This window comes from Gardnerella sp. DNF01159, from assembly GCF_049244215.1.
Classification (GTDB): domain Bacteria; phylum Actinomycetota; class Actinomycetes; order Actinomycetales; family Bifidobacteriaceae; genus Bifidobacterium; species Bifidobacterium swidsinskii.
On the sequence record NZ_CP058387.1, the window covers coordinates 1,073,551 to 1,088,623 of the forward strand.

Here is a 15,073-nt window from a genome sequence, read left to right on the forward strand (position 1 = left end):
AACTTCCGTACCGAATTAACATGCCAATTATAACAAACAAACTTAGCAAATTCCAGTATAAGATAACTCACAAATAAACTATCAAATCTGCTAAACAACCAACTCTCAAAAGCAACAATAACGAAGATACATGAAAGTAACATATAATTTCTTAAAATTAAGTTTGGCAAACATAAAATAGGATCATAAAGCACAAATTAAGATTAGCGAACTTAAATTAAGTTTGACAAACACAAATCCATTCGCTATAGTCTTCACCTATCACCATTTCGACTAGTAAAGGAGTGCACATGTATCATACAAATATGATGACAAATTGTTGTTGTAACGTATGCTGTTGCGCATTTCTTAATCGAAATGATGTTTGCAAGCACTAAGTATGCATAACATCTAGCCTGTGTTAAAAGCATCTACGTTAAAACACAGCGAATTATGATTCAAGAAACAGCGCGCTGTTTCTTTTTTTATGCCAAAAATCGAATATAAAACGTTAAAAAAGATAACAATTCAATACGTGTTAAATATTAAAACGAATAAATATTAAACGAATAATGGCATCTTTAGAAACAACTAATAAATAATCACTTTATTAATAAAAATTGTTTTTAAAAATTAAAAACAAAACAGAAACAAAACAACAAACAAGTAAAACAACAAACAAGTAAGGGGAAATATTATGTCTAATATCTACAAGTCCGTGCAAGAACTCGTAGGCCACACTCCACTTATGGAGCTTACACACATTGAAAAAGAGTACAATCTAGCAGCAAAAATCCTCGTAAAACTCGAATACTTTAACCCAGCAGGCTCTGTAAAAGACCGCATTGCAAAGCAGATGATTGAAGAAGCAGAAGACGCAGGCACGATTAAACCAGGCTCAGTAATTGTTGAGCCAACTTCTGGAAATACTGGCATTGGTCTTTCAATGATTGCGCAAACAAAAGGATACAAAAGCATTATTGTTATGCCAGAAAGCATGTCTATTGAACGCCGAAAACTCATGAAAGCATACGGCGCCGAACTCGTGCTCACACCTGCTAAAGATGGAATGAAAGGCGCAATCGCCAAAGCGAAGGAAATCGTTGAAAACACGCCAAACGCGTGGACTCCTGGGCAGTTTACCAATCAAGCAAATGTGCATGCACACTACAAAACAACAGGTCCAGAAATTTGGCAAGACACTGACGGAAACGTGGATATTTTGATTGCAGGCGTTGGAACAGGCGGCACAATCACTGGTACTGGCACATACTTAAAAGAGCAAAATCCGCATCTTGAAGTAATCGCAGTAGAACCAGCCGACTCCCCTGTGCTTGCAGGCGGCAAGCCAGGAGCGCACAAGATTCAAGGAATCGGCGCAGGATTCGTGCCAGATGTGCTTAACCAAAACATTTATAATCGCATTGTTCACGTAACAAATGAAGACGCAATCGAAAGCGGCAAGCTTATAAGCAAAAAAGAAGGCGTCCTCGTTGGTATTTCTTCCGGAGCTGCAATTTGGACAGCAATCCAAGAAGCAAAAAGAGAAGAAAACAGGGGCAAAACCATCGTTGCAATACTGCCAGATTCAGGAGATCGATACTTGTCTACCGCATTATTTGAAGACTAACTACATTTAGGAGCCTACTTTAAATACGCAAGTTTTGATTAAATAATAAAAGAATAATAAATAACATTATTAGATAATGATCAAAACTATAGAATAAAGAAAATAGCAAAATAACGGGAGAAATATATGAATGATCGCCTTGATCTTATAAATCAACTGAACTCAATTCACGATTCAGACATAAGGCAAGCTACATTCATACCTAATTACCGCAATATTATTGCACTCATACATGCGACTCAGGTGTTACTTTTGCCTGAGTTGCATGTGCGCAATGAAAGCAACAAGACTACGCAACTCAACGCTAGTTTGAATAATAACGCTAGTTTGAATAATAACGCTAGTTTGAATACCGTTACTTCAAACGCATTAGACACTATAGAACGCATTATATTTCACGAACTTCAATGCTACACAAGCAACACAATTAAAATTCGAGAAACTTGCAATCAATTTATAAATACTCTTCCTGCAATTAAAAAGTTACTTTTAACAGATATTCAAGCCATGTATGAAGGCGATCCTGCTTGCACAAGCAAAGTAGAAGTCACGCTCGCATACCCTGGTTTTTATGCAATGCTTATTCACCGCACAGCTCACGCACTCTACGAACTTAACGTACCGCTAATTCCTAGACTTATGAGCGAATACGCGCACAGAAAAACTGGAATTGACATTCATCCAGGAGCAAAAATTGGCGCATATTTTTGCATTGATCACGGAACTGGCATTGTAATCGGCGAAACAACTGTGATCGGCGAGCATGTTAAGCTTTACCAAGGAGTAACGCTGGGTGCAAAAAGTTTTGCGCTAGACGAGAATGGAAATCCTGTAAAAAGCGGAAAGCGGCATCCAAATATTGGAGATAATGTTGTAATCTACGCAAACGCAACAATCTTAGGCGGAGAAACCACAATTGGCAGCGGAAGTATAATCGCAGCAAATGCGTGGATAAACCGCAGCATTCCTGCAAACACAACCTACCACTTCCCTAAAGTCTAATGCGCGCTAAAATACTGATTCCACTTCTACTATTTTATTTGAACATCTGTTAGATTCATTTACAATAAACATCCAAATATAATAAAAGTGCGCGCTCATAAAAACGTAAAAACGTAAGAACGCGCACTAGCAAGAATACTTAGCAAAAACTAGCAACAGCTAGAACAGCTACTTTTTAAGTTGCACAGTCTCGTGATCCCTGCCCATCTTAAACTTAATACCTGCACGCTGCCACATGCGATATTCGCCAACCGCAGTAAAGAGAACATCCGTGGAAGAGTTAAGTGCAGTTTCGCAAGAATCCTGAATAACGCCAATAATAAGACCAATAGCAACTACTTGCATAGCGATATCGTTTGAAATGCCAAATGACGAGCATGCAAGAGGTATAAGCAAAAGCGAACCACCTGCTACACCAGATGCGCCTGCAGCAGAAACTGCAGAAAGTACAGAAAGAATCACAGCCGTTGGAATATCGACGCGAATACCAAGCGTGTGAGCAGCACACAAAGACATGATAGAAATAGTTATAGCAGCTCCGCTCATATTAATAGTTGAACCAAGCGGTATTGAAACAGAATAATTGTCTTTGTTAAAGCCAAGTTTTTCACACAAATTCATATTTACAGGAATATTCGCAGCAGAAGAACGCATGAAGAACGCTGTAACACCCGAATCGCGCAAAGTTCTAAAAACAAGAGGATACGGATTCTTGCCAGTAAGCATGAAAACCAAAATAGGATTAAGAATCAAAGCAACAACAGCCATAGTGCCTACTAACAAAGCAATAACGAAACCATACTCGCTAAAAATACGAAGACCATTACTTGCAACTGTTGTATAAACAAGACCCATAATGCCAAAAGGTGCTGCGTTAATAATCCAGTGGACAATTTTTCCAATAGCAGACGAAATGTTATCGAAAAATGCTTTGGTGGAAGGCTCAGCTAAGCGTAACGCAACACCGAAAGCAATTGCCCAGAAAAGGATACCAATAAAGTTACCTTTAACGAGAGCATCTACAGGATTAACAACAATATTTAGCACAAGCGAATTAAGCACCTCACCAATTCCTTGAGGAGACGGCGAAGACGCTGCTGCAACATGAGCAAAAGTAAAATCAACAGGGAAAATCATAGCCGCACATACAGCTACAAGGCTTGCAGTAAACGTAGATAGCGCGTACAGCCCTATTACCAATTTCATGTTGCCAACACTTTTTGCTTGCGCAAGTGCACCAATAACTAGGCAAAATACCAAAATTGGCGCAACAGATTTAAGCGCGCTGACAAAAAGCTTTCCCATAAGATCTAGCACATAGACGTGAGCTGGCACAAAAATACCAAGCGCAGCACCGAGAAAAAGACCAATTACAATGCGTAAAATAAGGTCAATGTTATTCCATTTTTGAACAATCTTGTGCATGAGAGTCTCCTGTATAGTAATTTGTGCAGAATATTTTATACTCTTTTACGTGTATTAGCACTTGCAAGATTTTATTTTTTAAAGATTATACATAAGGATGCATATATATGCAAATCGTTAAGGTTTAATGTTTCGATGTTTCAATAACTTAGCAGCTCAGTGACTAAACGCTTCAATAAGTGCTTTGTAAGCAAGATAACTCTTAAAATATAGTAAGCAACAATAACTTCCCGTGTAATCGCAAATTAAAATAGCAAAATGCCTCACTTTGCGTAGTAAAGAAAGACGCAAAGTGAGACACATTTTACATTAACTTCATTATGCTGATTAACTCAATACTCAGCAAACTTACTGAATACAATTAAGCAAACATTAAGCAGTTCTAAAACTAGCTGATCTGCAATAACCAGACCAGCTAGCAAATATTTTACTTACTACTGTGACGAGAAGTACCACGACGCTTAGTTGAGAAAAGCGCAGCACCAGCAGCACTAAGAGTTGCAGCAAACAAGCCAAACACAGACACGTCACTACCAGTCTTACTAAGCTGAGCAACACTACCACTCTTCAACACCTGAGCGCGCACAGAAGCACGAACATCAGCCGCATGAGCCTTAGCAGCAGCCAAAGCCTTACGAGCAGCAGAAAGATTCTTAACCGCAGCATCAACTTGAGCCTGGGTAGCATTCGGATCAGCAAGCACACGTTTAGCTTTAGCCAACGCCTTCTTATACACATCCAAATCAGGAGCTTCACCAAGCAAGTAGGCAAACGACTTGCTAAAGTGAGAATCATCATCAACTTCAGCTTGCAATACCGTCTTATTAACACCATTCAAAGCATCTTTAGCATTCTTAAGATTCTTTAACGCAGTATTAACAAGAGCTTGACGATCTGCTTGAGACTTAGCAGCAAGATCCACACCTTTACCAGCAGGATCAGCTAGCTTAGATATAAGCTCCTTAGCATCTTGCAAAGCCTTATTATATGTTTGCTGCTTTTCAGCAGTATCATACGCGTATTTTACAGATTCTTTCACACTGTTCTCAAGAGCAATCTCAGCTTGCAAATCAGTAATATCAACACCATTTAGTGCAGCAGCTGCGGTTTGAAGCTGTTTAAGTGCATCATCAACCGCAGTCTGCTGCTGCTCAGGAGTATTCGCTGATTGAGCATTATTTGCATCAGCAAGAGCAGACTCAGCAGCCGTAAGAGCAGCATCATACGCAGATTTCTTATCCTGAACAGCATTCGTATACTGTACGGACTTCTTCAAAGAATCGGCTTTGTTAACTTCAGCCTGCAACTTAGACGTATCTACAGTTCCATTAAGAGCGCTAGAAGCAGTTTCAAGCTTAGTCTTAGCATCGTTGATTTCTTGCTCAGTCTTGCCCTGAGGATTCTTCAAGATATCTTGAGCAGCTTGCAAAGCCTGATCAAACACAGTCTTCGTTGCATCAGAAGCATTCGTGTAAGCAACAGTCTTCTTCTTCGACTCAGCAGCAGTCACAGCCGCCTGCAAAGCAGAGGTATCGTGACCATCCAAACCAGTAACAGCATTATTAAGCGCAGAAGTAGCATCAGAAATTTCTTTCTCTGTTGCACCAGCTTTCTTTACAATGCTTTCTGCAGAGTCTATAGCATTGTTAAGAGCATCTTGCTTCTCAGCAGAAGCATTCTTATAAGAAACATCATTCTTCTTATCTTTTGCTTCTGCAAGCTTTGCCACCAATTCAGTCTTGTCGTTACCGTCAAGAGCGTTAATGGCATTAGTAAGTTGAGTTAATGCAGTATCAACAGCTTGCTGCTTCTGCTCAGGAGTCTTAGTAGACTTAACATTCTTAGCTTCAGTAATAGCAGACTCAGCCTGTTGCAAAGCCTTATCGAACGCAGACTTCTTTGCTTCAGAAGCATTCTCATACTTATATGCGTCCTGAGACTTAGGAGTAGTAACACCGGTCAACTTCTTAGCATTATCAACCGCTGTCTGAAGCTCATCAGTCTTAACTTTGCCATCAAGACCATTAATCGCATTATCCAACTCGTCTTTTGCATTACTGATCTCAGTATCTAATGCGCCAGCCTTCTTTTCAATTGACTCGGCATTGCTTAAGGCTTTATCAAAATCATTCTTCTTTTCTGTAGAAGCATTCTTGTAAGCAATTTCAGATTTCTTTGACTTTGCTTTCTTTATGGCATCATTCAAATCAGATTTATTATGACCATCAAGAGCATCAATCGCTTTGCTTAACTTAGATTCAGCATCATTAATAGACTGCTGTGAAGCATCTTTTTGGTCATAAACTTTCTTTGCCTCAGACAGAGCAGTATCAAAATCATTCTTCTTTTCTGTAGAAGCATTCTCATACTTTGGATTCTTCTTCTTAGAAGAATCATCCTGACCCTGCTTATTCTTGCCTTGCAATTCATAAGCTGTCTCAATTTCAGTCTGAAGCTTTGACTTGTCAATAGTATTGCCACCGAGATCCTTAACAGCTTTCTCAAGAGTTTTACTAATCTCGTCAACTTCATCAGCAGTTTTGTTCTCAGCAGAATCAGTCTTAACAAGATCTTCCGCAGCCTTTAACGCACTATCAAAAGCAGTCTTCTTATTATCCTTATAATCAGACTTTGCTGTAAGAGTAGACTTCTGACCATTAACAAGAGTTACAAGATCCTTGAGTGACTTCATTTTGCCGTCAAGATCTTTAGCCTTAGTAACAACATTATTGATAGCAGTTTTCACCTTATCAACAGTATCTAAATCACTCTTAGGGTCAGTTTCAGGATTTGCAACTTCTTCCTTAAGAGCCTTCTTCTGTGCATTATTAAGATTCTGAAGATTATCTATTGCAGTATTCGCATCTTTTCTAGTCTTTGCAAGCTCAGCTTCCTGAAGAATAGAATCAATGTCTTGTATAGAATCGGTATTTTTATCATCCAACTTTGCATTGAAGTTCGTAGCTTCTTGATCAGTAAGATCACCATGCTTCTTCAGATCAGCAATCTTCTTCTTAGCTGCAGCTTTAGCATCCTCAAACTCAGCATTGTTGAGAATCTCTGCAACTTTATCAAGACTATCGGTCTTACCTACCTCGTCTTGATACTTCTGCTTATCTTGTTCGTTGAGATTAGTCAACTCACCAATCTTCTTCTTAGCATCAGCCTTAGCCTTATCAAGACCTTCTTTATTACTGTTATCAGCAGCAGTCTGATTCTTATTAGCCTTTTCTTTAGCCTCTTGCTTTATATCATTTATAGCATTTGCATCAGTTGCCTTCTGAATCTTCTCAATAAACTGCTGCTTATCTTCAGGCGTAAGATTTTTATAATCTTCACCATTGCTAATTTCATCAATAGCAGCCTGCTTTTGCTTCTCAAGCTCAGCTTTCTTCTTAGCTTCTTCAGCTTGCTGATTAGAAGTATTCTCCTCCTGAATAACTTGCTGCTGCTTTTGGTCGACAGCAGTATTATCAGCATTCTGCTGAGTTTGAACAGCCTGCTTTTGCTTTTGGTCAACCTCTTCCTGCTTGTCATCAGACTCAGTCTGCTTCTGCTGATCCTGCTTCTTCTGGAATTCGTTTATCTTCTCACGAATCTTTTCAGGATCAGTTACACCTTTCAGCTGTTCATCAAGCTCTTTTTTCTGCTTATCATCAAGACCAAGATCCTTCTTAGCCTTATCAATCTGCTTTTTATTATCAGATTCTTCTTTCTTCTTATCAACAAGCTCGTCTATTTTCTTCAGAAGCTTATCAACGTCATCTTGTTTTTTAATACCGTTTTTATCCGATAAAACATCTTTATCTTTAGATATTTCATTCTTAAGTTTATTAAGCTCATCTCCAGAGAATCCCTTATCTTTCAAAGCTTTCTCTATTGCATCATCAATCTTTTTCTTTTCGTCTTCTGGATTAAACGCTGGTCCATCGGCATAGAAAAGATCATCTTTGGATAATGTGAAGTACAAATCATCATTATTCCAAGTACTACTAGCACCTCTAATCTCAATACCACTACTTCCATGCACAATGTTAGTTATACCAGGTTTACCCCAAACATTAATTTCTAATCCGCTAGTGTCACTCTTTGGAGTGAATATACTTGCCTGTTTTTCCAAATCCCATTTATTATTGCTAGCTATATTGCTACCACCAGTTGCAAGCGGTTCAGTATGATTAATTTTATTAAATTCTGTTCCTTTATTTTTCCAATTATAATTATCAAACATGAAACGCCGAGCTGCATCAGCCCAATTATTTCCATCGATATTATTAATATTGGTCACCTTAATAGGAGTTATATTGTACGTATACTTTCCAGTAGTAACTTTATGAGTTCCTTGCGCAGTGCTTTTACCTTGCGTATAAACTAGACGCTCGCCGCGAATTTTTACAGTACTATCATCGCTGAACGTTATTGTTGTAGTACCATCTTTTCCTACATTAATAGCATTAGCGTCTTTCTTAAGATTTTGATTGAGATCTTTATTAGCTTTTTTGATATTATCTTTAATTGCATTTTGTTCTTGAGAAGATAAATCTTCAGCATTCTTTACACCAAGTCTGCTTGGCATAGCAATTTTCACTCGCTCAGATAAAGATGGTATCTTATAAACTAATAACGTGTGAGAAATAGTATCTTTTGAGGGGAAGCTATTTTCGTTATCCTTGTAAGTAATTGTTGCATCACCATTAGCTGCAATCGAAATGTTATTTTTATTATTATTTATAGCATCAAGGAATCCATTTACATTTTTATTAGCATCGTATATAGAATCCTGAACTTTTTTGATGTCATCAGGCGAAAGGCTACTTGTATTCTTCACACCAATAGGTAACCCGTATAACGGCGTAAACTTATCCGCAAGTAAGCGCTGCTTCTTTACAAGATACTTGCCTTCAAGCTTTTTAGTTGAATGAGTACCAGTTGCATCCTTGAATGTGATTGTTGCATCACCATTAGCAGCAACATCAACCTTTTCTATAAGATCCTTAATCTTACTATTAGCATTCTTAATAGCATTTTCAACTTGTTTCTTCTCTGTTAAATCAAGAGAAGACGGATTCTTCACAGGAGTCAAATCCGGATACGTAATTTTTGTGCGCTCTGACAATGGCACGTAGCGTTTAGTCAGATTCTCCTTAGAAATAGTATCCGTAGAGTTATCCTTGTATGTTACCGTTGCGCTACCATCGTTATTGACTTTTACAGCCTTTTTGAAAGCCTCTTCAGTTTGAGTCTGTTCCATACCTTTAAGCTTTTTCAGCACATCGGTATTACTCTTATTAGCATTCCACAGCTTTGTAAGAACAGCCTTTTTCTCATCTTCTGAAAGATTATTTCCATATGTCGAAGAATCAACTTCTACTTTATCTGTAGGATAAGTAAGTTCCAATTCTTGTGAGTATTTTGGCAACGTCGGCGCAAGCGCAACCTTACCAGCAGTGTAATGCCAGTTGCCCATCACCTGGTACACACCTGCAGCAAATTTCAAAGGCTTCGTTTTATCATTCAGTTTAATAACGAAGCTAATCTTAGACTTTCTATTGCCTCTACTCTCCCAGTTAATAATCAAGGCACTAGTAGCGTCCTTATATTCCCTAGAAGTACCGAGAGTATTACCAGATTCGTCATAACCACCGGCTTCACCGGTCATTCTTTCCCAGTTATTCTTAAATTCAGTGCCTTGCTCTTTATTATTATCAAACCAGAAACGGCTGGCAGACTGATTCCAAGACTCCTTTGTATATGTTGCACCTGTTTGTTGAGAAGACGAATCACCAGTCAACTGTTCATCTTTGTACAAAGTAATTTTATTATCTACAATGTCAACACCCTTAGGCACACTCGCCCACCAGAATGGTCGACCACCCCACCATTCACCCTGAGAATTAAACTGGTACTCAACCTTATAATATTGTCCGTAAGTTTTTCTGTCTGCTGTTTCCTTATTATCGTTTTGTTTTTCATCGCATGGCACTAGTTTAATATCCACATACCTCTGCGCCTTTGTAGAAGAATCGCGATTCGCATACCTATAGCTACCATCAGGAAGATTAAAACCATTAGCCCAAGCTTGATGAGTTGGCAAACCAGCACCACAAGCAAGCAAGCTTGCCAATGTTGCAGTCACAGCAATTTTCGGTAAACGTGAAACCGCATACGACTTACATGCTTCTAAACGAGTTCCACTTATCTCTTTCGCCATTGAACGAAGTGTACTCGGCTTCAAATACGCGTAATTCTTAGACACATGTAAAGCATTTTTAGCAGCTTGTGTTTTCTTAACCATTAACAGTCCTCACTTATATATTTTCTCTTCAACTCGCTCTGCAGACGTAAACTCACATCTTGTAAAAGAGCTTGTTAATAGAGCAAAGGATACCCCCCCCCCGCGTAATAATTCAAGTAATATAGGCAAAAACTACCATGCGATTAAGGTAACAACTATATTCAATATTAAATATTACAAATAATCATGCGAGCGCCGCATAGCTGGTATTTGGCAACTGCGGCAAAACAACAATCAAACCGGCAGTAAAAATCAGCGCGAGTATAGGCAAAAGCTGCCATTGGCACGTAGATGAGAATGCAAATCCAATCCAAGAACCAGTAGTAGCACCAATCGCAAACGCAAGGCGCGCCCAACCAGAAAACTTAGCGAGCGCACTTCCTTTAAACAGAATCTGACGCGCAACAATAATCGGCTCTACTAGTAACATTCCACCAATCGCTTGAAGGAAGAATGCGAAGCACATCATTGGCAAAAGATTAATGAACATAAGGCAATAAGCAAGCAAGCTCACAGCAATACCTAAAATCGCAACTTTTCTTAAACCGAGTTTTTGAGAAGAATGCGCATATAAAACGGATGCGAGCACGCTTCCTACACCAGTAAAAATATACAATATCGTCAAAGAGTTAGAACCATATTGCTTACCAAGACCGAGAAGAATATAAGAAACAGAGCATGCAGGAATAAAAGCAACCAAAAGAGATCCTGCAAGAAGCATGATTTTACTCTTGAGTAACGGATTCGCAGATTGCTTAGCTGCAGATTTATTGGCAACGTCATTTTCTTGCGATACTTGCGATACTTGCGATACTTCTCCTTCTTCACTAATCGCTTGCGATTCATTCTCTACATCTTGCAACGCTTCCTCTTCTGCGCAAGACGCTTGCGCAATGTCTTGTTTCATAATAAATCGCGTAGCACAAGCCGCAAAAGAAGTCACGGACGAGAAAATCAAAACCGCAGGAATCGACCAGCTCGCAATCCACGATCCTAATGGAGAGCCAAGTAATGTTCCTGTAATACTTGCCAAAATGCTCACAATGCCGCTGTAGTTTACAATCATGCTGTCGTCGCCGCCTGCAGCATCAACCTCGAAAACTTCGCTAGCAATATCAATCACTTGACCTGTAATCAACAATGCACAAGAAAGAGCTACAAGCGACCACTTCCACGCAGGAGAGCCAAACATAAGAAGCGGCAGCAAACCGAGCACGCCTTCTACGCCTTCAGTCATAGCAAGGGCGCGAAAACCGCCAAGCTTATCAACTATCCAACCAGAGCATGGCGAAAGAAAATCGGCAACCGTCATAAAAGTCTTACGAAAACCAATCACCCAAGCTGGCAAGCCAACAATAATAATCGAAGGCAAAACCGATCCTTCATACGCTTGATTACCAAGCATAGAAAAACAGAAGCCAACCAAAGCCCATCGCAATGCTGGACTAATAGATCTCATACGAATAAAAATATTATTCCGCTTACCAATAGCCTTCATAATAAGCCCCTTATAAATTACATTAATTGTGTTGACGAATCGACATTATTGATTTACGTTTTCTTAGACGACCTATAAGTTCAGCAGGAAAACCATGACGAATAACATGAAAACGTTCCAATCCTGGTGCGACAATTTGCACAACACTAGGATTGCATTTCATCGATTTACGCTCATAGTGGAATGCGTCACGTTTCCATATATCTATTCCGTACTTATGAAGATCATTTACTATATTATTTATCTGAATTTCTATGTTAGGAATAGATAAAGTGTCACGTATATCATATGACACTAATTTTTGTGAAAATTTCCCACTATCCTGTCTAATTTTTTCTAAGAATAAAGCTTTCTTAATATTTGGATATGAATGTACAAGATGTTTTAGTCTTTTGGATCTATCACGTTCTTCAGGATTAGAATAATCTTTATCTGCACATAACTCTTGCCATAACTCAAGAAGCGAACGATATGTTGCGTATCCTAAAAATTGCGATGCGCCGCATCCAAAAGTAGGAATTTCTTCTCTATCTGTCTTATAACATATAGATAGCACCACTGAGCCAGACAAAGCTGGAATCGATACAATATACACCTTGTTACCAGTTGCGCTCTCAATAGCCTGTTTTATTTCTTTCAATAATTCACAATTAGGAATTAAAAACTCTACGCATACATCATCAAATATATTAGAAAGAAGAATATTAGATGTTGCATCTCGTTCAATAAGTTCATTAAGCGCATGCAAAGTCGCTTCTTGGATAGAAGCACCTGCGGCCCATCCATTATTTGTATAGTAGCAACGAATTAAATTTTCATCAATAGAAGAAAACTCACCAGTAGACTTTCCACCGCAGTATTCTGGTGGTAACGAAGCAATAGCATTATCACTCATACTATAAAAAGTATAATCAGTATTTTTGCTTGCTGAATTAGAAAGATTAAGAATCGCATCTCCTTTTATTCGAAGAGATGATGAACAAGAATACAAAACAGACTGATTCGAATATACTATATGTTCCAATAATTCATATAAACCGCTAGTTAGAGATTCAAGCCCAAGACCTTTACCTCTAGCGGATTCTAAAACAATATCTGCACAATCAGCCTCATCTAAATAAACACACGAATCCAAAATACAAGTAGTGTCTAATGCTGATACTTCAACACTCCATTGCCACTTCTTTAAGGCAAATACCTCAATAATTGATGACAAAGAATCCATCAATGTAAATTCTCGTTCAGGTGAAACAAAATTAACCATAACATATCTTTTCACAAAATAATGCTGGCAATTGTATTACAAAATAACAAAACCGCCAGCATGTTTATTTCAATTTTCATCATCGTCTGGTATTTCACCAACAAAGAAATCACTCATACTAGTAAAATGTGGAGTGCTGTGTTCAGTTCTAGTACGTCCCATAATATTCACCTTTCAATAAAAAATAATAACTCATTTAATTTCCTTTTAAGTTCATTTAAGAACTCATTTAAGAACTTTGGTAAAAGATACTATTACTTCTTACAAAAAATACAATACAGTTATAAGTCATGAATACAAAACAGTAACAAATAATAAATTTTATTAATTATTTTAAGAAAGACTTATAGTAAATTATTGTATGAATGAAAAATTTTATACTAAATGGGTGTGTTAAAAAGAAAACGATCATTGAGAAAAAGTAAAATATACTGTTGCAACTAATACAAATTTTTAAAGATTAACAAAATTAGACTAAATATAATCCACTAAAAAGAAGGTCTATAGGTCGAAAAGGGGCTTATGATAATTTCTTAAGTATTTTATGCAGTAATAGCACGATTATCTTTTAAGCCTTTTTACTCTGTGGTTGTTATAAAAATCAATTGTTTGACGTAATTCTTCTGTACTACCCCAGCTCTATGTTGCAAGAAGGTTTTCTATTGACAGAAGAAGACTATCTCCTTGATATTAAAAACCATAAATAGATTCAAAAAATGCATATTTAGATCATTTGAGCCAATCTGTTTCATTATTACTATTCTCTTTAACTACTCTAATATTGCGCTCTAAAAGACCAATACGTTGCTTAAGTGGAATTATTTTGCCAGTTGTTGCATTATAACGACTAACTAAATAAGGAGCTTCTCCGCACGTTATTTCCATTCGACGTTCATCTACATATGTCATCCAATTTGTTGAGCATTTCTCTGAAAACTCAATTTTTTCTGTGGTAGAAATCCAACTTTTATATTTATTATGGTTAAAAATATCTTTTTACCAAAACACGCTTCTAGTTTCATTACGTGTTGACACAATGAAATCTTACTCTTGTACTCTGAAACTATTTATAGGAATCCTGAAATTTTGACATTGAGCTCTTAACCCTTAGTTTGGAGCATCATACTATTTATTATTGAAAATAAGAAAGCTTATCTCAAATAACACTCAAAAGATAACATACAAAAAGATGGCTCTAACATATCGCTAGAGCCATCTTCTAATAAACAATGCCGGTTACTTAAAACAAGCAGTGCCTACTTATTGTTTTTTTCATCATTTTCTTCTTAAGAAGAAGTGCAAGTCCAGCAATTGAGAAACCAAGCACTGCGAGCAAGCCTGCAAACGATGCCGATTCGCCTGTCTTAGGAATCATGCCAATATGCTTTTCAGGCTGCGGCTGAGGAGCTGGTGTCTGCGGCTGCAGCTTCAGTTCCGACGCAGGTTGATTTGGAGTTGGGTTAGGCTCTGGATTCGGTGACGGAGTTGGCGTCGGTGCCGGAGGATTCGGAGTTGGATCCGGATTTGGTACAGGATCTTTCGTGTAAATAGCATACACAGTCATATCGCCATTAACTATGCTTGCTCCCGTAAACGTCTCACCCTTACCGTCTTCCTTCGTATTCCACTCCTTGAAGGTATAACCAGCCTTCGTTGGCTTCTTCGGCATAGACTCATTAGTCAACGCATCAGTATCAATAGCCTTACCAGGCTCCACATTAACAGTAGCAACCGTAGAATCGCCATCTTTAAAAGTTACAGTATTATATGTAGGCGTCGGATCTGGTGTCGATTCTGGTTTCTTCACTTGGAAAGAATAAGAGATTTGTTTAGACTTATTTTCTTCTCCGTTCGCATCTAACCCTTTAGGATCCTGTTCAGCAGCAAAGAAGAAATAATTGCGATTAGCACAGTTATCCTCTCTTGCAGTGGTTGCTTTCACAAAATTCTCTGTGGAAGAATTAGCAAAATCATAGAAAC

8 protein-coding genes are annotated in these 15,073 nt (G+C 38.1%); 2 read left to right on the forward strand and 6 right to left on the reverse strand.

Features of this window, described 5'->3' with window-relative positions:
- The first annotated feature begins 676 nt into the window (after positions 1 to 676).
- Both cysK and epsC read left to right on the forward strand, forming a co-directional pair.
- The gene (cysK, locus tag HXT39_RS04175) at positions 677 to 1,609 is read left to right on the forward strand and encodes a cysteine synthase A (protein ID WP_103013956.1); all 933 of its coding nucleotides are present in this window, start codon (positions 677 to 679) and stop codon (positions 1,607 to 1,609) included.
- Positions 1,610 to 1,735: 126 nt separating this feature from the next.
- Complete coding sequence (gene epsC, locus HXT39_RS04180; RefSeq protein ID WP_103013955.1) at positions 1,736 to 2,611, forward strand: serine O-acetyltransferase EpsC; 876 nt, start codon at positions 1,736 to 1,738, stop codon at positions 2,609 to 2,611.
- Positions 2,612 to 2,779: 168 nt separating this feature from the next.
- Here the strand turns inward: epsC and sstT are convergent, their stop codons facing one another.
- From sstT to HXT39_RS04210, 6 genes are all read right to left on the reverse strand, one after another.
- Complete coding sequence (sstT, locus tag HXT39_RS04185; RefSeq protein WP_103013954.1) at positions 2,780 to 4,036, reverse strand: serine/threonine transporter SstT; 1,257 nt, start codon at positions 4,034 to 4,036, stop codon at positions 2,780 to 2,782.
- Positions 4,037 to 4,463: 427 nt separating this feature from the next.
- Positions 4,464 to 10,331, reverse strand: coding sequence for a GA module-containing protein (locus tag HXT39_RS04190; RefSeq protein ID WP_103013953.1), 5,868 nt, complete (start codon positions 10,329 to 10,331; stop codon positions 4,464 to 4,466).
- Between the two features lie 184 nt (positions 10,332 to 10,515).
- A complete protein-coding gene (locus tag HXT39_RS04195) occupies positions 10,516 to 11,829 on the reverse strand; it encodes an MFS transporter (RefSeq protein ID WP_103013952.1) in 1,314 nt (437 codons plus the stop codon).
- Between the two features lie 22 nt (positions 11,830 to 11,851).
- Positions 11,852 to 13,093 (reverse strand): YcaO-like family protein, encoded by a 1,242-nt coding sequence (locus HXT39_RS04200; protein ID WP_102155297.1) that lies wholly within the window; start codon positions 13,091 to 13,093, stop codon positions 11,852 to 11,854.
- Positions 13,094 to 13,822: 729 nt separating this feature from the next.
- On the reverse strand, positions 13,823 to 13,978 hold the full coding sequence (locus tag HXT39_RS04205) for a hypothetical protein (protein WP_233186361.1): 156 nt from the start codon (positions 13,976 to 13,978) through the stop codon (positions 13,823 to 13,825).
- Positions 13,979 to 14,333: 355 nt separating this feature from the next.
- On the reverse strand, positions 14,334 to 15,035 hold the full coding sequence (locus HXT39_RS04210) for an InlB B-repeat-containing protein (protein ID WP_304529122.1): 702 nt from the start codon (positions 15,033 to 15,035) through the stop codon (positions 14,334 to 14,336).
- Positions 15,036 to 15,073: the final 38 nt, after the last annotated feature.

Coding starts and splice junctions, on each gene's coding strand:
- epsC (WP_103013955.1), top strand. CDS start 1,736: ATGAATGATCGCCTTGATCTTATAAATCAACTGAACTCAATTCACGAT.
- HXT39_RS04190 (WP_103013953.1), bottom strand. CDS start 10,331: ATGGTTAAGAAAACACAAGCTGCTAAAAATGCTTTACATGTGTCTAAG.
- cysK (WP_103013956.1), top strand. CDS start 677: ATGTCTAATATCTACAAGTCCGTGCAAGAACTCGTAGGCCACACTCCA.
- HXT39_RS04205 (WP_233186361.1), bottom strand. CDS start 13,978: ATGGAAATAACGTGCGGAGAAGCTCCTTATTTAGTTAGTCGTTATAAT.
- HXT39_RS04200 (WP_102155297.1), bottom strand. CDS start 13,093: ATGGTTAATTTTGTTTCACCTGAACGAGAATTTACATTGATGGATTCT.
- HXT39_RS04195 (WP_103013952.1), bottom strand. CDS start 11,829: ATGAAGGCTATTGGTAAGCGGAATAATATTTTTATTCGTATGAGATCT.
- sstT (WP_103013954.1), bottom strand. CDS start 4,036: ATGCACAAGATTGTTCAAAAATGGAATAACATTGACCTTATTTTACGC.